Annotated in this window: 18 protein-coding genes and 1 pseudogene; 6 read left to right on the top strand and 13 right to left on the bottom strand. The window is 72.2% G+C overall.

The window, feature by feature from the left end:
* Nucleotides 1–16 precede the first annotated feature (16 nt).
* A pseudogene (locus ACWGN5_RS36590) lies at nucleotides 17–214 on the bottom strand (IS630 family transposase); the annotation flags it as partial.
* A 174-nt stretch (nucleotides 215–388) separates the two neighbouring features.
* Between ACWGN5_RS36590 and ACWGN5_RS36585 the strand changes: the two are divergent.
* On the top strand, nucleotides 389–799 hold the full coding sequence (locus ACWGN5_RS36585; protein ID WP_453522718.1) for a hypothetical protein: 411 nt from the start codon (nucleotides 389–391) through the stop codon (nucleotides 797–799).
* Nucleotides 800–984: 185 nt separating this feature from the next.
* Here the strand turns inward: ACWGN5_RS36585 and ACWGN5_RS36580 are convergent, their stop codons facing one another.
* Nucleotides 985–1,755 (bottom strand): aquaporin, encoded by a 771-nt coding sequence (locus ACWGN5_RS36580; protein WP_453522717.1) that lies wholly within the window; start codon nucleotides 1,753–1,755, stop codon nucleotides 985–987.
* A gap of 34 nt (nucleotides 1,756–1,789) precedes the next feature.
* Nucleotides 1,790–2,098: an ArsR/SmtB family transcription factor gene (locus ACWGN5_RS36575; protein WP_190105744.1), complete on the bottom strand. Its 309-nt coding sequence runs from the start codon at nucleotides 2,096–2,098 to the stop codon at nucleotides 1,790–1,792.
* Between the two features lie 121 nt (nucleotides 2,099–2,219).
* Between ACWGN5_RS36575 and ACWGN5_RS36570 the strand changes: the two genes are divergently transcribed.
* Nucleotides 2,220–2,642 (top strand): arsenate reductase ArsC, encoded by a 423-nt coding sequence (locus ACWGN5_RS36570; RefSeq protein ID WP_453522716.1) that lies wholly within the window; start codon nucleotides 2,220–2,222, stop codon nucleotides 2,640–2,642.
* A 26-nt stretch (nucleotides 2,643–2,668) separates the two neighbouring features.
* Here ACWGN5_RS36570 and ACWGN5_RS36565 read toward each other — a convergent pair whose 3' ends face one another.
* The 5 genes from ACWGN5_RS36565 to ACWGN5_RS36545 are packed head-to-tail and all read right to left on the bottom strand — an operon-like array spanning nucleotide 2,669 to nucleotide 10,182.
* On the bottom strand, nucleotides 2,669–3,868 hold the full coding sequence (locus ACWGN5_RS36565; protein ID WP_453522715.1) for a type III PLP-dependent enzyme: 1,200 nt from the start codon (nucleotides 3,866–3,868) through the stop codon (nucleotides 2,669–2,671).
* Entirely contained in the window at nucleotides 3,865–5,784 is a 1,920-nt protein-coding gene (locus ACWGN5_RS36560) for an IucA/IucC family protein (RefSeq protein WP_453522714.1), read from the bottom strand. Before ACWGN5_RS36560 ends, ACWGN5_RS36565 begins: the two co-directional genes overlap by 4 nt.
* Nucleotides 5,784–7,115, bottom strand: a complete 1,332-nt coding sequence (locus tag ACWGN5_RS36555) for an MFS transporter (RefSeq protein ID WP_453522713.1) — start codon at nucleotides 7,113–7,115, stop codon at nucleotides 5,784–5,786. Before ACWGN5_RS36555 ends, ACWGN5_RS36560 begins: the two co-directional genes overlap by 1 nt.
* Nucleotides 7,112–8,995, bottom strand: coding sequence for an IucA/IucC family protein (locus ACWGN5_RS36550; protein WP_453522712.1), 1,884 nt, complete (start codon nucleotides 8,993–8,995; stop codon nucleotides 7,112–7,114). Before ACWGN5_RS36550 ends, ACWGN5_RS36555 begins: the two co-directional genes overlap by 4 nt.
* Nucleotides 8,992–10,182 (bottom strand): ATP-grasp domain-containing protein, encoded by a 1,191-nt coding sequence (locus ACWGN5_RS36545; protein ID WP_453522711.1) that lies wholly within the window; start codon nucleotides 10,180–10,182, stop codon nucleotides 8,992–8,994. Before ACWGN5_RS36545 ends, ACWGN5_RS36550 begins: the two co-directional genes overlap by 4 nt.
* Before the next feature lie 228 nt (nucleotides 10,183–10,410).
* Between ACWGN5_RS36545 and ACWGN5_RS36540 the strand changes: the two genes are divergently transcribed.
* The gene (locus ACWGN5_RS36540) at nucleotides 10,411–11,295 is read left to right on the top strand and encodes an iron-sulfur protein (RefSeq protein ID WP_453522710.1); all 885 of its coding nucleotides are present in this window, start codon (nucleotides 10,411–10,413) and stop codon (nucleotides 11,293–11,295) included.
* A gap of 110 nt (nucleotides 11,296–11,405) precedes the next feature.
* Here the strand turns inward: ACWGN5_RS36540 and ACWGN5_RS36535 are convergent, their stop codons facing one another.
* Complete coding sequence (locus ACWGN5_RS36535) at nucleotides 11,406–12,401, bottom strand: ABC transporter substrate-binding protein (protein ID WP_453522709.1); 996 nt, start codon at nucleotides 12,399–12,401, stop codon at nucleotides 11,406–11,408.
* Nucleotides 12,402–12,538: 137 nt separating this feature from the next.
* Between ACWGN5_RS36535 and ACWGN5_RS36530 the strand changes: the two genes are divergently transcribed.
* The 3 genes from ACWGN5_RS36530 to ACWGN5_RS36520 are packed head-to-tail and all read left to right on the top strand — an operon-like array spanning nucleotide 12,539 to nucleotide 15,499.
* A complete protein-coding gene (locus tag ACWGN5_RS36530) occupies nucleotides 12,539–13,609 on the top strand; it encodes a FecCD family ABC transporter permease (RefSeq protein WP_453522708.1) in 1,071 nt (356 codons plus the stop codon).
* The gene (locus ACWGN5_RS36525) at nucleotides 13,606–14,676 is read left to right on the top strand and encodes a FecCD family ABC transporter permease (RefSeq protein WP_453522707.1); all 1,071 of its coding nucleotides are present in this window, start codon (nucleotides 13,606–13,608) and stop codon (nucleotides 14,674–14,676) included. The genes ACWGN5_RS36530 and ACWGN5_RS36525 overlap by 4 nt, the downstream gene beginning before the upstream one ends.
* Nucleotide 14,677: 1 nt before the next feature.
* Nucleotides 14,678–15,499: an ABC transporter ATP-binding protein gene (locus ACWGN5_RS36520; protein ID WP_453522706.1), complete on the top strand. Its 822-nt coding sequence runs from the start codon at nucleotides 14,678–14,680 to the stop codon at nucleotides 15,497–15,499.
* Between the two features lie 87 nt (nucleotides 15,500–15,586).
* On the opposite strand, the gene ACWGN5_RS36515 is transcribed toward ACWGN5_RS36520, so the two are convergent.
* The 4 genes from ACWGN5_RS36515 to ACWGN5_RS36500 form a co-directional block, all read right to left on the bottom strand.
* The gene (locus tag ACWGN5_RS36515) at nucleotides 15,587–16,081 is read right to left on the bottom strand and encodes a universal stress protein (RefSeq protein WP_453522731.1); all 495 of its coding nucleotides are present in this window, start codon (nucleotides 16,079–16,081) and stop codon (nucleotides 15,587–15,589) included.
* A gap of 183 nt (nucleotides 16,082–16,264) precedes the next feature.
* Nucleotides 16,265–18,814, bottom strand: coding sequence for an ATP-binding protein (locus tag ACWGN5_RS36510; protein ID WP_453522705.1), 2,550 nt, complete (start codon nucleotides 18,812–18,814; stop codon nucleotides 16,265–16,267).
* Nucleotides 18,815–18,836: 22 nt separating this feature from the next.
* Nucleotides 18,837–19,526 (bottom strand): response regulator, encoded by a 690-nt coding sequence (locus ACWGN5_RS36505; RefSeq protein ID WP_453522730.1) that lies wholly within the window; start codon nucleotides 19,524–19,526, stop codon nucleotides 18,837–18,839.
* A 170-nt stretch (nucleotides 19,527–19,696) separates the two neighbouring features.
* Nucleotides 19,697–20,040, bottom strand: a 344-nt coding sequence (locus ACWGN5_RS36500) for a potassium-transporting ATPase subunit C (RefSeq protein WP_453522704.1), incomplete at its 5' end; no start/stop codon positions are given.

The raw sequence follows: 20,040 nt of genomic DNA, 5'->3' as shown, positions 1-20,040 counted from the left end.
GAAACTGCAGCGCCGGTCAGTGGTCCGTGATGAGGCCGGTGCCCGCAAGGCAGCTGTCGATGAAATCCGGGCGGTACTGGATCTGCTTGAGCCTGCGCTTCACGGCCCTGGCGATCCGGCCCAGGTCGACGGCGGCAAGGTTGCCGATGTCGCGTTTGACCAGCGACCAGATGCCCTCCTGTTGGGTCAGGTCCGGCGTGTAGGTGGGAAGTCTCTCGCCGACCTCGCTTCGGCGCAGAACGGCGCCGACGCGCCCGGGTAGAAGCGGCTGACGCCCCGTCGGGGATTCGGAGCTCCCCACCAACTGCGCGCGGGTTGCCGGTGCCTTTCCCCCAAGGATGGGCCGGCCCGTGGCGGGCGAGGTGTGGGGAATACGAGGATCGTCGTCATGGCCGTGGACAAGGACCTCGTTGCGACGTCGACCTACTCAGCCCCGTGGGTGTTCGGCGCGGGCGCGGCCGTCGGCGTTCTCGGCGGGATGATCGGCCTCGGCGGTGCGGAGTTCCGCCTGCCGCTGCTGATCGGCCTGTTCGGTTTCGCCGCGCTGTCCGCCGTGATCCTGAACAAGGCGATGAGCCTGGTCGTGGTCCTCGCGGCATTGCCCGCGCGTTTCGCGGCGGTGCCGGTGCGGCGGTGGGCGGGCTGCTGCTCGGGGTGGTCCCGGATCTTCTGCTGGTTCCCGCCCTGGCCGTGGTCCTTCTCGTCTCCGCCGTCAAGGTCGCCCGGCACGACTGACCACCGCGCGGCCCGCCCCGCTGTGAGCGCAGCAGTTCGGCAAGGGCGCGGGCCGCGCCGATGAGGGTGGCGGAGGCGAGGCCGGTCCAGTCTCCGTACCCGAAGCGGTGGAGGCGGGGGTCCCCGATCGCCTGGGTGCCGGCCGTCGGGATGTGGCCGCGCAGACCGAGCAGGGCCAGATGGCCGAGTCCAGGCCCAGGCGGCGCAGGTGGTGGCCGCCGGCGATCACCGCCGCGTCCACGGCGTGCGTCACTCGGCGTCCGTCTTCCCTCGCATGAAGATGACCGCGACCAGGGCCAGGCCGGCGGCCGCGCCGATGATCTGCATGCCGATGAACGCGGGGACCGAGGCGGGGGCGATGCCCGCGAAGGTGTCGGTGAAGGCGCGGCCGATCGTCACGGCCGGGTTGGCGAAGGACGTGGACGAGGTGAACCAGTAGGCCGCGCCGATGTACGAGGCGACCGCGACGGGCGCGAAGCGGAGCCGGTCGGTGCGGGCCAGGCCGAAGATCAGCAGGATCAGGCCGGCGGTCGCCACGACCTCGCCGAGCAGGAGGTTCCCGGCGGAGCGGTCGTGCGTGGACCACTTCACCAGCGGCTCCCCGAACATCGCGTCCGCCAGGATCGCGCCGAGGATCCCGCCGACGATCTGCGACGGGACGTGGACGGCGAGCTCGCGCCCGGTCACACCCGCGCCGCCGCGGCGGGCGGTCCACCACTCGGCCAGGCTGACCGCCGGGTTGAAGTGCGCTCCGGAGACCGGCCCGAGGAGGGCGATCAGGACGCCGAGGCCGAAGACGGTGGCCGTGGAGTTGGCGAGGAGCTGCAGCGCCACGTCGTCGGTGAGCTGGGTGGCCTGGATGCCGGAGCCGACGACGATCGCCACCAGGGCGGCGGTGCCGACCAGCTCGGCGGCCGCGCGAGCGGCGAGCGGGGTACGGGGCGGGGTGGCGCCGGGCGCGGGCTGCGGCGACGGGTCGGTGGCTGTGGCGTCGCTCGCAGCGGGCTGGGGGGCGGTCACGGGCGGGTACTCCTCGGCAGGTGAGGTGAGAGCGTTACGGGCAGGCTCTCTTGGTGTCGGCGTTGGCGCGGGCGGCCGCGGCCAGGTCGGCGAACTGACCGGCCAGGGCCTCGATGACGTCCGGCCTGAGCCGGTAGTAGGTGAACCGGCCGCACGGCTCCGTCTCGACGACCCCTGCCTCGCGGAGCACTCTCAGGTGGTTGGAGAGGTTGGTCTGCTTGGCACCGGTCTCCTCCACGAGGTGGGTGGTGCACAGCGTCTCGCGGGCGAGCAGGGTCACGATCTGGAGGCGCAGGGGGTCACCCAGTACCCGGATCAGATCAGTATCGACTGACGTCATCATGGACTGATAATCTCATATCACTCGGAGCTGATACCAGCCTGGGCTGACCTCTGGAACCCTCCGGTCCCCGCCCCTGAGCCTGTCCCTCCCCCGCCCCCTCCCTGCCCCCGAGGAAGAACCGATGACCGCTCCGCTCGCCTCCGTGCTCTTCGTCTGCGTCCACAACGCCGGCCGCTCCCAGATGGCCGCCGGGTTCCTGCGCCACCTGGCCGGAGACCGCGTCGAGGTCCGCTCCGCGGGCTCCCTTCCGGGCGACCGGATCAACCCCTCCGCCGTGGCCGCCATGGCCGAGCTGGGCATCGACATCTCGGACCAGACGCCGAAGGTGCTGACCGTCGAGGCGGCCCAGGCCTCGGACTACATCATCACCATGGGCTGCGGCGACGCCTGCCCGTACTTCCCCGGCAAGACCTACCTCGACTGGCAGCTTGAGGACCCCGCCGGGCAGGGCGTCGAGGCCGTCCGCCCCATTCGCGACGAGATCAGGACCCTCATCGAGGGCCTGATCTCCGACATCGACGCCAAGAAGCCGGGCCCGGCGTGAACGACGTCGACCGAACCGACTGGGCCTTACAGGAAGTGGAACCCCGGCCGGGGGTGCATGAGGAAGTCGTGGTGCGAGATGTTCCACGCGTACGCCCCCGCCAGGGCGAACGCCACCCGGTCGCCCGCCCGTAGCCCCGGCGCCGCCACGTTCCGGGCGAGGAGGTCCTTGGGGGTGCACAGCTGGCCGGAGAGGGTGACCGTGTCGGATCCGGCGGCGGGCCGGGGCCACGGGTGCGGCCAGGCGTCCACGGGTAGCACCGAGCAGGGCTGGTCGTGACCCTTGGTCGCGGGCGTGCGCAGATGGTGGGTGCCGCCGCGTACGACGGCGAACTCCTCGCCGTGGCTGCGCTTCACGTCCAGGACCTCGGTGACGTACCAGCCGCAGTAGGCGGTCAGCGCACGGCCCGGCTCGATGCGCAGGGTCAGGTCCGGGTGCTCCTCGACGAGGCGGGCGAGCCCCTTGCCGTAGGTGGACCAGTCGTAGCGGCTGTCGGGGCTCGTGTAGTCGACGTGCATGCCGCCGCCGACGTTGACCTCGGACAGGCGGACGCGGTGCCGGGCGGCGAGCCCGGTGGCCCAGCCGACCACCGACTCGGCGACGCCGATCTGTTCCTCGGCCTCCAGGCCGCTGGCCAGGTGGGCGTGGACGCCCAGGAACCGCAGGCGTGGCAGCGTGCCGCCGGTCAGCAGGGCGACGGCGGTGTCGGCGTCGGCCGGGTCGAGGCCGAACGGGGTCGGCCGGCCGCCCATGGCGAGGGAGCTGCCCTCCAGGGAGGCGGCGGACAGCGGCAGGTTGAAGCGGAGCAGTACGCCGACGGGTGTGTCCGGGGCCCTGCGGGCGGCCAGGTCCGCGAGGATGCGCAGCTCGTGGAGGCTTTCGACGTGGAAGCGTTCCACTCCGAGGTCCAGGGCCGCGGTGATCTCGGCCGGGGTCTTCCCGGGGCCGCCGAACGCGAGGGGCCGGCCGGGCACGGCGCGGCCCACGTGGGCGAGTTCACCACCCGACGACACCTCGTACCCGTCGACGTACGGGGAGAGCGCGGCCAGGAGTTCCGGCTCGGGGTTGGCCTTGGCGGCGTAGTAGAGCTCGACGCGCTCGGGCAGCGCGGCCCGCACGGCGGTGGCGTGCTCGCGCAGCGCCGCAAGGTCGTAGACGTAGGCGGGCAGGCCGTCGGGGGCCAGGTCGAGGACGTGGTCGCGCACGGCGCGGGTGGGGGTGGTCATCGGGCGTTGCTCCACGAGTCGTCGGCCGAGTCGGACAGTACGGCCTCGGCGAGCGGGGAGGACAGGCGGACGTAGCCGGCCTCGCGGTCGGCCTTGCGCTCCCAGCGGGTGAGGAGGTTGGTCTTGGCGGGAAGCGGCACGCCGGCGAGGAGCGCGGCGAGCCGGGGCGGGCAGCCGTGGCGGTCGGCGTACGTCTGGAGGGTGACGCGGACCCTGGTCCACAGCGCGGGCTCGGTCTCCGGGTGCAGATCGGCGACGGCGGCCAGCATCTCGGCGATGTGGTTGACGAACAGGCAGTACGCGACGCGGTCCCAGCCGCGTTCCGCGTCGTACGTCATGGGGCCGGCCACCTCGGGCGGCAGCGCGGCGAGGGTGTCGGCGTGGTGCTCGGGCACCAGCTTGGTGCCTTCCAGGTCGCGGAAGAGCACCTGGGCGGGCATGCCGTCGTCGTCCACGCACACGACCACGTTCTGCAGGTGGGGCTCCAGGACCAGGCCGTGGTCGAAGTAGGCGGCCAGGACGGGCGGGACGAGGAGCTTGAGGTAGGCGTCCCACCAGGCGAGCGCGGTGTCGGGGCCCGCGCCGTCGAGGAGGCGCGAGATGTGGCCGGGCCCGCTCGGGTACTCGTCGGCGACGGCGGCCGCGAGGAGCGGGGTCGTGCCGGGCAGGAGCCGGGCGGCGAGTCCCTCGCGGACGATCACGCCGAAGCCTTCGAGCAGGGCGAGGTCGGGGCTGCCGTCGGGGCCGGGCAGGGCGAGGCTGCGGTAGGCGGGCTCGCGGAGCATGGCGCTGCCGGGAAACCTGTCGGTCAGCTCGTCGAGGACGGGCGCGAGGAGCCGGGTGAGGGCCACGGCGCCGGACAGTTCGTAACTGGCGTTCTTGCGGAGGCAGTTGGTGATCCGGATGTTGAGGCTGAACTTGAGGAACGTGTCACCGTCGAAGAGGGTGCGCACGGACGCCGTGGCGCCGAAGGGGGCACCGCCGGTCCCCAGGTCCAGAATGTCGCCGCGGTCGAGGGCGGCGCGCAGCGCGGGGTGGTCGCCGAGCAGCTCGTACTGCCACGGGTGGGCGGGCAGCAGCCGGTAGCCCTGCGGTACACCGTCGGCGAGCCGGTCGAGTGGTGCGGTGGCCTCGGGTTGGGCGGACTCCTCGATGACCAGCCCCTCGCGGACGGCGAGGTGGCGCAGCGGGAAGACGGCGCCCGCCTCGGGGGCGTACGCGCGCCAGGAGGCGGCGTCCCCCGTACGGGCCTTGGGGGTGGGGTGGAAGCGGTGCCCGAAGAGCAGGGACTGCTCGGAGGCGAGGTAGGTGTCCTCGGCGACGCCGCCGGCGGCCCGGGCGGTGAGACCGGCCGTGACGGCCCGGTGGCTGGAGGCGATCTGGTCGAGGAACTCGTCGTGGGGGCCCCCCGGGGGGCAACACAAGAGGGGGCGGGGGGGTGCGGGCCGGGGCCGCCCGGAGGGGGGGGCCCCAGCGGCCGGGCGCGGCGCGGGGGCGGGGCCCGGGGAGGCGGGGGGGGCGCGCGCGGCCGCCGGGGCGGGGGGTGTGTGTCTTTTTGGTCTTTCTACTCGCGCGGGCCCCCCCCGGCCCCCCCACGACAGCTCGTCCCGTACGTGTCCGGCCAGGCGCAGCCAGTCGATGCGCTCCCATGCGCCGTCGCGCTGCTCGTGGACGGGACCGGTGAAGCGGTGCGCGCCGAGCAGCGACTTACGGCGCAGGGCCACCCGGAGCAGCACGCCGCAGCGGGGCAGGCGCAGCAGGAGGTGACCCTCGCTCGCGGCCGTCTGGTGCTCCGGTCCGGAGACCTCGCGCAGCAGGCAGTTCAGGAGGGTGTGCGCCACGACCGTGTCCGCGTCGGGCAGTTCGTGGGGGGCGACAGGGCGGCGGGCTGCGCCCAGGGTCCGCAGAAGCGACATCAACGACTCCAGCGAGTGCGGAGGGGGTTCATGAGAGGAAGAGCGGTGGGAACGATCGTGGCCAACGCCACGGCGGTGCCCGTGAGGACCGGAGCGGCCGGCCCGAACCAGCTGTTGCCTGCGGCGGCGGCGATGCCCGCCGCCACGGCACCGGCCTTCGAGAAGAACTCGAGCGAGCCGAACATGCCGCCGGGTGCCCGGCCCTTGGCGCAGTCGGCGGCCAGCACGGACAGGCAGACGAGCCCGAGGGTCAGACCGGCTCCGAGCAGGAGACGTACGGCGATGAGGGCGGTCGGCGAGTCGGCCACGCCGTGTCCGGCGAGACCGAGCGCGATACAGAGGAAGCCGAGGGCGAGACCGGTGCGGGGGCGGCGGTGGAACCTCTTGTGCACAGCCATCGCCGTGACCAGGTAGCACAGGTGCGGCAGGGCGAACAGGACGCCGGAGACCGCCGGGGAGGTGCCGGGGAGCCGCTCCTCGATCAGCGAGACGAGGTACGGGAAGGAGATGACGGTGGAGAAGACGAAGGCGAACTCCAGGGCGTAGAGGGCCCGCAGAGAGGTGCCCGGCGCCACTGGTGGTGCTACCGGTGCCTGTGCGGAAGCCGTCTCCGGTGCCGATTCCGGTGCCTGTGCCGACTCCCGTACGAGTGCCGTCTCCGGTCCCATGTCCGCTGCCGGTACGTCCTTCCGCGCGGTCGCCTCCTCGGCGCGCCCGCCCCTCGACTCGGGCAGCGCACAGATCAGCAGGGCGGCCGTGAGCGGCAGCACCGCAAGGAGGGCGTACTGCCGGTGCGGAGAGAGCCAGGGCGACAGGGAGCCGACGACGATCGGTGCGAAGACGAGGGCGGCGCGCGCCGCACCCTGCATCAGCGTGAGCGCCTTCGAGAGGGCAGGCCCCTCCAGTGTCGCGCCCAGGTAGCCGTTGGACGCGGCGAAGGTGCCGCCGAGGATGCCCTGGACGACGAGCGCGGCGGTGAAGGTGGCGAGCGAGTCGGCCCAGCCTGCGAGAAGGAACGATAAGGCTAGCCCTAGCTGGGCGCGCAGCAGCAGCCGTTTGCGGCCGTAGCGGTCCGCGAGGCGGCCCCAGAAGGGCGCGCCGATGGCTCCGAAGACGGTCGGGACGATGTAGAGCACGCCGGCCCAGCGGGCCGTGGGGTCGCCGAGCTCCGGGAGGATCTCGGTGAGGAAGGGCGGCAGGCCGAGGGCGGCGAAGGACGCGACGAAGTAGCAGCCCGCTACGGCATGCACGCGCCGGCGGTCCTGTAAGGAGCGCGTCGCGGACACGACGGCTGTGGCGGTGCCGTTCGGCGATGCGGCGGTGGCGCTCATCGTTCTGCCGTCCTCAGGTAGTTGGGGCCGGTGGTGTAGTGCTTGTTGATGTCGGCGGCGCCCGAGCGTTCCTTGGACAGCAGCGTTCCGGCGGTGACCATGGCCTTGACCGGCAGCTCCGGCGCGTCCAGGAGGCGCGCGCGGAGCACGGCGCCGGGCTCGCCGGGAGCGGTGCCGAGTCGTCCGACGGCCTCGTCGAGGCGGTCCCGTACCAGCGTCAGCAGCGTCGTGAGCGGGGCCCGGCCGTGCCGAGCGAGGCCGAAGGCGTAGGCGCCCGCGCACAGGTGCACGGTGATGGTGGTGAACAGGTCGGTGACGGGACGGTCGTCGTCGTGGAAGATGCGGGCGTCGTCGAAGGCGGCCGGGTCGGGAGCCTCGGAGCCGAGGGTGTCCCGCAGCCGGCGGATGTCGACGCGCGGGCCGTCGTTGTCCTTCAGCAGCAGCCGGAGCCGGGTGCTGCCGTCGGTCGCCCGGTCGAGGACGAGCGAGATGTTCTGCTGGTGGGACTCCAGGGCGATTCCGTAGCCGAACAGCGCGGTCTGCCAGTCGAGCAGCAGGGTGAGGACGGCGTCGAACAGGGCCACCGGGTCTCCGCCGTGGAACCGGTCCGCGAGGTGGTCGATCACCAGCCGGCCTCCCCCAAGCCCTCGACCTCCCCCGAGTTCTCCGCTTCGCTCGTGTGCCGGGATCCCCCAGGGGGCCTCGGCCAGCAGCGCCGCCATGGGGACGACGACGGCGTCGTCGAGGCCGGCCGGGTAGCGGCGGCACAGGACGGCGAGGAGTTCGTGGCCGGCGTGGGCGTACACCGTCTCGTCGGCGAGCAGGATCGATTCGCCGAACCGCGGCTCCCGAGCGATCACCGTCTCCAGGAGTCGCTGCCCCGCGGCGCCGTCCACGAGCGTTCCCGGCTTGATGGTGCGCCGGTTGCGCAGGCCCAGCGTCGCGGTGGCCAGCGGCAGCTTCAGGTGCAGGGAGGGCTCGTCGGCCAGGGCGACGGTCCGCATGGACAGCGTCGGTACGACCTCCAGGTGGGGGCGCGGGGCGGGCACCGCCCGCCCGTGCAGACCGGTCGCCCGCAGTGCCTCGTCCAGCGGCGCGCCCGTCGTGAGCGGGTGGACGGGCAGGGCGAGATGGGTCCGGGAGAGCTCCGGCAGCCCCAGCTCGGCCGGCGACGGCCAGCGGGCGGGCAAGCGGTCGACACCGCCGGGCACCGTGACGGCCTCGTGGGGGACGGCGACCCAGTGCAGCGGGAAACGCGGGTGGAACTCGGGTGCGTAGGCCCGCACCTGCTCCTCGTCCAGGCCCGAGCGACCACGTGCCGTCGGATACACGGGGTGGTCGAGGCGGGCGGCGAGCGTGTCGTGCGCGAGCCCGTGGGCGTACCCGGTCCAGCGGGCGGGGTCGTCCCCGTGGAGGTCGACGAGCCGTGCGGCGGTCTCCTCGCGGGTCCGCTCGTGCAGTCGCATGGTGGCGAGGGTCTGCCGGCACTCCTCGGCGTACGCGTCGAAGCCGGGGTGGTCGACCGGCTCGGCCAGGGCCTTGAGAGCACGGAGGATCTCGTCGTACGAGGTGAGGGGGCTGTCGTCCGACTCCCGTACGAGCAGCGGGAGCCGGGCCGCGTAGGCGCTCTGGAAGCCGTCCTCGGCGACCGGCATCAGCAGGGCGTCGCCGTCGTCGGTGGCGCGGCGCAGCCACGGGCCGTCCGTCCGCCGGACGAGGGTGCCGTGGCTGCGCAGCCCGACGACGTCCTCGCGCAGCAGCGCGGACAGGACCCTGAGGATCAGGTCCCGTTCGGCGGTTTCCCGTTCAGCGGTTTCCCGTTCGACGGTTTCCCGTTCGGCGGTTTCCCGGCCGGTGGCCGCCCCGGCGTAGGTCGTCACGGGGTGATCTCCCAGCGCTGCGCGGCCAGGAAGTCCGCGACGACGCGGTCGAGGGTCGGCTGGTGGGTGCCGGTGGCCCGCAGCACGCCGAGGTAGTCGCGATTGGTGTGGTGGAGCTCGTGCCGCTCGCCGATCTCGCGCAGCGGGCGGTAGGTCAGCTGCACGCCCTCGGTGTCGAGGTCGATGGGGCCGGGGGCGGAGCGAAGCGTTCCGGCGGCTTCGGCGCAGGGGTAGTCGAGGCGGGCGACGCCATCGGTGCGGGCCCCGAGGTCCGCGGGAAGCGGCTCGCCGAGGTGGGTGCGCAGGATGTGTTCGAAGAGCGGGATGTCGAGGAGCTGGGCGAGGAGCAGGTCGCACTGGTCCCCGATGGCCCGGTAGTTGACCTCGATGATGCGGGCGCGGCCCTCGTGCACGACGAACTCGGTGTGGCAGGCGCCGAAGCCGACGCCGAGGGCGTCGAGTTGGGCGAGGATCTGCGCGACGACGGGTTCGGGGTGGGCGGGGACGAAGGTCAGCCGCTCTTCGATGAAGTACGGCGGCGGCGAGAGCTCGGTGTGGAAACCGCCGAGGACGTGCCGGGCGCTGCTGTCACCGAGCGTCTCCAGGGTGTACAGCTCGCCCTCAAGGAACTCCTCGACGACGAGCGGTGTTTCGGGCCTCCTCGCCTGTATCTCCTTGCAGCGCACGAGGAGTTCGTCGTGGTCGTGGACGAGGACCACGTCCTCACTGGCGACGCCTTCGCGCGGCTTGAGCACGCACGGGTAGGGGACGTCGAGTCCGGCGAGTACGGACGGGTCCTCGCCGGGCGGGAGTTCGGTCGACCAAACGGTGTCGGCGCCGGTCAGGGCCAGGTGGCGGCGCAGGTGCGCCTTGTCCTTGGTGCGCAGCGCGGCCCGCCAGTCCTTGGCGGGGAGGCCGAAGTACTCCGCTGCCAGCGCGGCCTGTGTCTGGAGGTGGTCGCTGTTGCTGAAGACCGCGTCCGGCCGGTGGTGGGTGGCGACCCGGGTGATGACGGCACGGAAGTCGCGTACGTCGCAGTCCAGGACCTCCACCGCGGGGTAGGCCCGGCGGTGGGCGTCCGGCTGGTCCGTCAGAACGGTGACGTCGAGGCCGAGTCGGGCCGCTGCAGGGAGGAACCCCTCGGTGACCGAGTCGGTGGGGTTCAAGGCGAGCAGATACAGCCGCATGGGAATGCCGGGGCCTTCCGGGGAGGGGGACGGAGAACGCGAGGCGCCATGGCGCACTGTCACCACGACCCCACACCGAGCTAGGTTAGGTTAGGCATCCCTAAGACATCAAGCTGGTCGCGAGTTCAACGCCCCTTGAACGGGGGCCTGCTGAGCGTGTCGACCTCCCTCTACCCCGGCTACCGCTAAGGTAAGCCTGACCTCACTAACTGGCGTGAAGGAGCTTCGATGAGGATGGGTCCCGGCTCGTTGGCCACCCCATCGGACACGGCCGAGCCCGATCCCCTCGACGGGGAGTTGGCCCTCACCGGCACCTATCGGCGCGTCATCGCCGTCTGCGACGCGCTCGAAGCCCGGATCGTCGCCCCGGCGGCGGTGGACGATCCCGCCGCGGTCCTGCCCGACGGGTGCGATCTCGCCTGTGTCCCCGGCGTGTTGGACGCCTTCATCGACGGCTCGGCGGTTCGCTCCGCCGACTGCCACGGCCGGCCGCCCCGCAGGGACGTCGCCGCCTCGCGCGCACTGCACGACTACCTGTGGTCCGTCAGTCTCCTGATGAGCGGCGCCTGGTACCTGGACCGTCGCGTGCCGCGCATCTCGCCGCGCGACGTCCGCGTGGACCTGGCGACGGGTGCGATCGGCATCGTCCCCGGACAGGCGTTCGCATGCCTGCCGACCGACCCGGCGGCGGCCGCCGCCGGCGCCCGGATCGTGGGGCACGAAGAGGAGTTGCGCGCCGAGTTGCGGGCCGCGGTCGTCGACCACGTACGTCCGCTCCTGGCCGCGATCGGCCCGTCGGTCCGGCGCGGACCGCGCGCCCTGTGGGGCATGGTGGCCGACGATCTGCTCTCCGGGGTCTGGTACCTGGGACGGATGCTTGACCAGGAGGAGCGCGCGGTGCGGGAGGCGACGGAACTGCTCCCGACGGCGATCCCGCCCTTTCCGGGAGGTGCCGACTTCCGGACGCTCACGGGCCGCGACGGGCGCCGCCATCCGACCCGCACCCGCCTCGGCTGCTGCCTGTACTACACGATCGCCCCCGAGCGGTCGTGCCTGACCTGCCCGAGGACCAGCGACGCCGAGCGGCTCCGCCGGCTGGAGGAAGAGAACTGAGCGCCGCCGCCCCGGCGTCCGGGCCGGCGGCGCGCACACGGCGAGGGCCGGTGCCCGCGGTCGTACGTCTCGTACGCCGCCGGCACCGGCCCGTCAGGAACGGCCCCCGGCTACTTCGCCGGGTCGACCTTGAAGATCTTCGCCATGTCGTCGAGCACCAGGTCGGCACCCTGGAGCGAGACGGAGGTCATCCAGACGGAGTCCTCGACCTCGTGGACGTTGCCCTTCTGCACGGCGTTCAGGCGCTTCCACAGCGGGTTGGCCTCGAACTTCTTCTTGCGCTCCGCACCGCCCGAGAAGGTGGTGACGAAGATGTGGTCCGCGTCGGCCTGGGCGATCTGCTCCTCGCTGATCTCGATGTTGAACTCCTTCTGGTCCTGCTGGTTCGCCGGACGCGCGAGTCCCATGTCGGTCAGGATGATGCCGCTGAAGGTCTTCGGCAGGTAGATGCGCGTGGGACCGTCGAGGAAGCGGACCAGGGCGTAGGTCTGCTTGGGGTTCTTCGCGTTGACCGCGTCGCCGATCTTCTTCGCGCGCGTCGTGTACGCGGCGAGCTTGTCCGCGGCCTTCTTCTCCTCGCCCAGCGCCGTACCCAGGAAGGTGATGTTCTCCTTCCAGATCGGGCCGGTCGTCGCCACGAAGACCGTCGGCGCGATCTTGCTCAGCTGGTCGTAGAGGTCCTCGTGACGCACCGTCGCCGACACGATGAGGTCCGGCTTCAGGGCGGCGATCGCCTCCAGGTTCGGGCTGTCGAGCGGGCCGACGTCCTTGGTCTCCTTCACCGCGTCACCGAGGTACGGGGGGAAGCCCTTCTGGTCGCGGTACGAACCGATGCCGCCCACGAGCGGGGCGTCCAGCGCGACGACGGCCTCGACCAGGCTGTTGTCCAGCGCCACGACGCGCTTGGGCTTCGCCTTGATCTCGGTCTTGCCCTTGTCGTGGGTGACCGTACGAGGGAAGCCCGCGTCGGAGGCGGCGGCCGGCTTGTCGGCGGGCTTCTCGTCCCCACTGCCGCCTCCGCAGGCGGCCACGGAGAAGGCCAGAGCCGCGGTGAGCAGGGCAGCGGCGAACCGGCCGGGCCGGCGGCGCTGGGTGAGGGTGTTCATGGGTCTCCCATACACGGACTACTGATTAGGCAAGGCTTACCTATCAGGACGCTGTGAGGATAGCGTCTCTCCGTGACCGGATCCATACGGTGGGGTACCCGTACACACAACCGTTAGGCATGCCTTACCTTGTGCAGGTGTCTGTGAAGCCCGTCGCCGAAGGTGCGGCCGCCGCGCCCCATCCCTCCCCACCGCCCCTCCAGCCCCCACGCCTTGGGAAGCGCGCCACCGTCGCGGCCCTCCTCGTCACCGCACTGGTCGCCGCGGTCTGCGCCTCGCTCGCCATCGGCACCAAGTCCGTCCCGCTCTCCGACGTCCTGAACGCGATCGGCGGCGGGACGGACGGAGACGCGATCGTCATCCGTGAACTGCGCATGCCCCGCACCTTCCTGGGCCTCCTCGTCGGCCTCGCGCTCGGCGCCGCCGGAGCCGTCGCCCAGGACATCACCCGCAATCCGCTGGGCGACCCCGGTCTCATCGGCATCAGCTCGGGTGGCGCCTTCGCCGTCGCCGCCGGCATCGGCGCCTTCGGGCTGACCAGTTCGTACGAGTACATATGGTTCGCCTTCCTCGGCGGCGCCCTCGCGGGCCTGGTCGCCTACGCCGTCGGCGGCACCGGCTACGGCGGCGCCACGCCCGCCAAGCTCGCCCTCGCCGGCGCCGCCGTGACCGTGCTGCTCGACGCGGGCACCAACACCCTGGTCCTGCTCGACGTCCGCACCCTGGACCAGTACCGCTTCTGGGCCGTGGGTTCGCTCGCCGGACGCGACGCGGAACTCGGCGTGCAGCTCCTGCCGTTCATCGTCGTCGGCCTGCTGCTCGCCTTCGGACTCAGCGGCCGCCTCAACGCCCTCGCCCTCGGCGACGACCTCGCCACCACCCTCGGCACCAAGGTCCGGACCACCCGCCTGCTCGGTGCCGTCGCCGTGATCCTGCTCACCGGCGCCGCCGTGGCCGCGGCCGGGCCGGTCACCTTCATCGGCCTGGTCGTCCCCCACGTCGTACGGGCGTTCACCGGGCCCGACGCCCGCTGGCTGGTTCCCTGTTCGGCGCTCGGCGGCGCCACGCTGATGCTCGCCGCCGACGTCGTCGGACGCATGGTCGCCCGCCCCGGCGAGCTGGAAGCGGGAGTGGTCACCGCGATGCTCGGCGCCCCGTTCCTCGCCGCGCTGGTCAAGCGCGGCAAGCTCAAGGAGCACACTCGATGAGCACCCCGCGCCCGACGACCCTGCGCATGGAGTTCGGCCCCTTCGGCGCGGCCCTGCGCCTCCGCGTGGCCGTCACCGTCGGCGGACTGCTCCTGGTGGGCTTCGCGGGCCTGGTCGCCTCGGTGTCGCTCGGCACGTACGCCATCCCCGTCGACGAGGTCCTGAGCGCCGTCCTCGGCACCGGTGACGGTGCCGCCGACCTGATCATCCATCAACTCCGGCTGCCCCGCGCCCTCACGGCCCTCCTGGTCGGCGCCGCGTTCGGCCTTGCGGGCGCGGTCTACCAGGCCGTCACCCGCAACCCGCTCGCCAGCCCGGACCTCATCGGCATCTCGGCGGGCGCCGGCGTCGGCGCGGTCGGCGCCATCCTCATCGGCGGCGTCACCGCGGCCGGTGCCGGAACGTTCGGGGCCGTGCCCTTCGGTGCCCTGGTCGGCGCGCTCCTCACCTCCGCCGTCATCTACCTGCTGGCCTTCCGGGACGGCACGATCACCGGCTACCGCTTCGTTCTCGTCGGCATCGCCGCCAACGGCGCGCTGGTCGCCCTCACCCGCTGGATGCTCGCCCGCGCCGACATCGACCAGGCCTCCCGCGCCATGGTGTGGCTCACCGGCAGCCTCAACGGCCGCGGCTACGAGCACGTCCAGTGGTCCGGGCTCGCCCTCGCGGTCCTGCTTCCCCTGACTGTCGCGCTGGCCCGCCCGTACCAACTCCTCCAGTACGACGACGACACCGCCCGCAGCCTCGGCGTACCCCTGCGGCACGCCCGCATCGCGCTGCTCGTCCTCGCCACCTGCCTCACGGCGCTCGCCACCGCGGCAGCCGGGCCGATCGCGTTCATCGCCCTCGGCGCACCGCAGATCGCCCGCCGGCTGGCGGGCACGTCCGGGATTCCGATGGTGTGCAGCGCGCTCACCGGCGCCGTGGTGCTCATCCTCGCCGACCTGGCCGCCCGGACCGTCCTGGCCCCGACCGAACTGCCCGTCGGCGTGCTCACCGGCGCCGTCGGCGCCCCCTACCTGCTACTGCTCCTCGCCCGCACCAACCGGGCCGGAAAGGGAGGCTGACATGACCTCACAGCTCACCGAAACCGTCGCCGCCCTGACCGGCACCGGCCTGCGCCTCGGCTACGGCGACCGTGTCGTCGCCGAGGACCTCGACCTGACCATCCCCGCGGGCAAGGTCACCGCGCTCGTCGGTCCCAACGCCTGCGGCAAGTCCACCGCCCTGCGCGCCCTCGCCCGCCTGCTCAAGCCGGCCGGCGGCACCGTCCATCTCGACGGCGAGGACATCGCCGGCATGTCCGCCCGCGACTTCGCGCTGCGCCTCGCCCTGCTCCCGCAGACTCCCAGCGCCCCCGACGGCATCACCGTCCGCGACCTGGTGGCCCGCGGCCGCAGCCCCCACCAGCGCTGGTGGCGCCAGTGGACCTCCGCCGACGAGGCTGCCGTGGACGCCGCCCTGGCCGCCACCGGGGCCACGGACCTGGCGAACCGGTCCATCGACGAACTCTCCGGAGGCCAGCGCCAACGCGTCTGGATCGCCATGGCCCTCGCCCAGGACACCCCGGTCCTGCTGCTCGACGAACCGACGACCTACCTGGACCTGGCCCACCAGGTCGACGTCCTCGAACTGGTCGCCGAACTCAACCGCACCGACGGCCGCACCGTGGTGATGGTCCTCCACGAGCTGAACCTCGCCTGCCGCTACGCCGACCACCTCGTCGCCATGCGCGACGGGCGCGTCCTCGCCGCGGGCACACCCTCGGACATCGTCACCCCCGACCTGGTCCAGGACGTCTTCGGCCTGCGCGCCGCGGTCATCACCTGCCCCGTCGCCGGCACACCCCTGGTCATACCGGAAGGCGGCCGCCGCACCGAACTGGTCTGACGCCGCCCCTTCGCGCAGATCACCTTGCGGGCCGAGGAGACGGCCGGCATCACCGCGGACAGTGCTGCCGCTCGACCCGACAGCGGGTCACGCGACCTCGCGCGGGTCGAGCGGCAGGTGCCAGAGGTTGCGACGGTGAGTCGTGTCGTAGGTGGCGAGGAGCGGGGACGGCGGCACGGCCAGTACGGGGCAGACCGCGTGGGCCTGGCAGTACCGGGCGACGGAGCGGCGGACCAGACGGCGCAGGGGGCCGCGGGCTCCGGTGCCCACCACGAGGAGGTCGTCGGGGTCCTGCGCCACATCGACGAGCGCGGCGCCCGGGCCCCAGACCGTGACGCCCTGGACCGTGACCTCCGGTCGCCCGTGCCCGAACGCGGTGTCGAGCGCCTCACGCAGCCGCTCGCCGGCCGTCGCCCGGCAGTGGGCCACGGCCGAGACGTGAGCCGAGTGGCGACCGCCGAGCTCCCCGCCGGGCGTCTCCCAGGCCAGGACGGCCCACAGCTCCGCCCTGCGCAACCGGGCCTCGTCAGCGGCCCGGTGCAGAGCCGTCAAGCAGCCGAGGCTCCCGCTCACTCCGACCACTATCTTCGGCACTGCCTCCCCTTTCACTTCGTGGCGCGGCACTCCCCGCGGTGTCTCTGCACCTCGCACGATTCCGCGTTCGGCACGGCATCCATGACAACCGCGGAGAGAGGGCCGGGGCAGTACCGCTGACGCGACTCTGACGTCGCCGCATGTGGCTCTGACGCACTCCTTACGCGACAGTCACGTGGTCGCCTCGGCCGCCAGGTCCGGGACAGAGGCTGCAGCCGAGGCTCCGTCGGCCATGCGCAGAGTGACCGTCATGGTCAGCCCGCCGCCGGGTGTGTCCTCCGCCGTCAGGGTGCCGCCCATCGCCTCCACGAACCCCCGCGCCACCGCCAGGCCGAGACCGACCCCCTCGCCGCGCGGGGCGTCGCCGTAGCGCTGGAAGGCGCCGAAGATGCGGTCCTTGGCTTCGTCCGGGACGCCGGGCCCACAGTCCACGACCCGGAGTTCCACCCGGTCGGCCAGGGCACTCGCCGAGACGAGTACGGGCTGCGCGGGCGGGCTGTACTTGACCGCGTTCTCGACGATGTTGGCGACGGCCCGCTCCAGGAGGCCCCGGTCGACGGCGACCATCGGCAGCGTCTCGGGGATGTCGAGTTCGACGCTCTCCTCGGGCACGCCGAGCAGCGCGATCGGCACCACCTCGTCGAGGTCGGTCTCCCGGATGACGGCCGTGACGGTGCCCGTGTCCAGGCGGGACATGTCCAGCAGGTTGCCGACCAGGTGGTCGAGGCGGTCGGCACCGTCCTCGATGCCCTCCAGAAGCTCCGCCCGGTCCTCCTCGGACCATTCGACATCGGCGGAACGGAGCGAGGAGACCGACGCCTTGATGCCCGCCAAGGGCGTACGGAGGTCATGGCTGACGGCCGCGAGCAGGGACGTACGGATCTTGTTGCCCTCCGCCAGCTTGCGGGCCTCCTCCGCCTCGCCCACCAGCCGCTGCCGCTCCAGGACCACGGCGGCCTGCGCGGCGAAGGCACCGAGCACCCGGCGGTCCTCGGCAGGGAGCACCCGGCCGCCCAGGGCGAGGGAGAGGTGGTCGCCGACGGGCATGTCGACGTCCGCGGCGTCGGGGCGGTCGCACGGACGGTGGCCGACGGAGGCGACGCAGGACCACGGCTCCGTCTCGTCGGGGCGTTCCAGGAGGGCGACGGACTCCATGGCGAAGGTCTCCCGTACCCGTTCGAGGAGCGCTTCGACGGTCGTCTCGCCGCGCAGCACACTGCCCGCCAGGAAGGAGAGCGTCTCCGCCTCCGCCCGCAGCCGGGCGGCCTGGTGGGTGCGGCGCGCCGCCAGGTCCACGACCGAGGCCACCGAGATCGCCACCCCCACGAAGATCACCAGCGCGACGATGTTGCGGGGGTCCGCGATCGTCAGTTCGTGGATCGGTGGGGTGAAGAACCAGTTCAGGAGCACCGAGCCGAAGGCCGCGGACGCCAGGGCCGGCCTGAGTCCGCCCAGGAGCGCCGCCGCGACGGTGAGCGTGAGGTAGAGCAGGACGTCGTTGGCCAGCCCCACGTCGGGCACGGCCGAACTGAGGATCAGGGTGAGGAGGGCCGGTCCGCCGAGGCCGACGACCCAGCCCCAGATCGTCCGGGACCTGCCGAGCCGGGCCCCACGGGCGACGGGCAGTCCCCCGCCCTTCGCCGCCTCGTCGTGGGTGACGATGTGGACGTCGAGGTCGGGCCCGGACTCGCGGGCGACCGTCGCGCTGACACCGGGGCCGAAGAGATAGTGCCAGGAACGGCGCCGGCTCACGCCCAGCACGATCTGGGTCGCGTTGACGCCTCGGGCGAACTCCAGCAGCGCGGCCGGTATGTCGTCGCCGACGACGTGGTGGAAGGTGCCGCCGAGGTCCTCGACGAGGGTGCGCTGGACCGCGAGTTCCTTCGGGGAGGCCGAGGTCAGGCCGTCGCTGCGGGAGATGTAGACGGCGAGGACCTCGCCGCCCGCGCCCTTCTCGGCCAGCCGTACCGCGCGCCGTATCAGGGTCTGTCCCTCGGGCCCGCCGGTGAGGCCGACGACGATCCGCTCCCGTGACCCCCAGATCTTGGAGACGCGGTGTTCGGTCCGGTACTCCTGGAGGTACTCGTCGACCCGGTCGGCCGTCCACAGCAGGGCCAGTTCACGGAGGGCCGTCAGGTTGCCGGGGCGGAAGTAGTTGGAGAGAGCGGCGTCGACCTTGTCCGGCTTGTAGATGTTGCCGTGCGCCATGCGGCGGCGCAGCGCCTGGGGCGACATGTCGACCAGTTCGATCTGGTCGGCGCGCCGGACGACCTCGTCGGGGACGGTCTCCTTCTGCCGGATGCCCGTGATCGCCTCGACGACGTCCCCGAGGGACTCCAGGTGCTGGATGTTGACCGTCGACACCACGTCGATGCCGGCCGCGAGCAGCTCCTCGACGTCCTGCCACCGCTTGGCGTTCCGCGAACCCGGCACGTTCGTGTGCGGCAGTTCGTCGACGAGCGCGACGGCGGGCCGGCGCGCCAGGACGGCGTCCACGTCCATCTCGGTGAAGGACGTTCCCCGGTACTCGATCGTCCGGCGCGGAATCGTCTCCAGGCCGTGGAGCATGACCTCGGTCCGGGGCCGGTTGTGGTGCTCCACGAAGGCCACGACGCAGTCCGTACCGCGTTCGACGCGCCGGTGCCCCTCGGAGAGCATCGAGTACGTCTTGCCGACGCCCGGCGCGGCGCCCAGGTAGATGCGCAGCTTTCCGCGTCCCATGTTCTGCGTCTCTCCTACGGCTCTACGGTTCGAACCGGTAGCCCATACCGGGTTCGGTGATCAGATAGCGGGGATGCGACGGATCCGTCTCCAGTTTGCGTCGCAACTGGGCCATGTAGACCCGCAGATAGTTCGTCTTCGTGCTGTAGCTCGGGCCCCACACCTCCTGGAGCAGTCTGCGCTGGCTGATCAGCCGCCCGGGGTTGCAGATCAGTATTTCCAGCAGATGCCATTCGGTCGGGGTGAGCCGGACGTCACGTTCCGCGCGCCGTACCCTCTTGGCCACCAGGTCGACGGTGAAGTCGTCGGTGCTGACCTGGCCTCCCGCGAGAGGTTCGGCCGTCGGGGCCTCGGCCGCACGGCGGGTGGCGGCGCGCAGCCGGGCCATGAGCTCGTCCATGCTGAACGGCTTGGTCATGTAGTCGTCGGCCCCGGCGTCGAGGGCACGGATCTTGTCCTCGGAGCCGCTGCGAGCGGACAGCACGAGCACGGGGGCACGGCTCCAGCGCCGCAACGCCTTGATGACGTCGACGCCGTCCATGTCGGGCAGACCCAGGTCGACGATGAGCACGTCCGGCGGCTCGGCGGCGGCGAGGGACAGGGCCGTGACACCGTCCGGTGCCGCATCGACCGCGTAGCGGCGCGCCTGCAGGTTGATCACCAGCGCTCGTGCGAGCTGTGCGTCGTCCTCGACCACCAGCACCCGCGTCATCGGCGTGCTGCCTTCCTCTTTGTACGTGCAGTTCGTGTGGTGCGTGTAGTTCGGGTGGGGCGTGTAGTTCGGGTGGGGCGTGTAGTGCGTGTCGTCCGTCGTGCCGCGGGAGCCGGCGGACCCGGGGCATTCCCGGATCCGCCGGCTCCCGTGCTGCTTCGATAAGGCCATCAGCCCTTGGCCAATTCCTTGAGCGCGATGTTGAGCTGGAGGACGTTGACGCGGGGTTCGCCGATGAAGCCGAGGATGCGGTCGTCGGTGTGCTGGGCGACGAGCCTGTCGACCTGGGCGACGGTGAGGTGGTTCCTCTCGGCGACGCGGTGGACCTGGAGCTTGGCGTACTCCGGGGAGATGTGCGGGTCCAGGCCGGAGCCGGAGGAGGTGACGGCGTCGGCGGGGACGTCGGAGGGCTTCACCTTGTAGTCGCCGACCGAGTTGTCCTTGACGACGGCCGCCTTGGCGTCCGTGACCCACTTGATCAGGTCCGCGTTGTCGCCGGAGCGGTTGGTGGCGC

The sequence above is a fragment of the Streptomyces sp. NPDC055815 genome, assembly GCF_053616475.1.
Note: the sequence above shows the minus strand (reverse complement) of the source record. Positions and strands in the feature narration are given on the sequence as shown.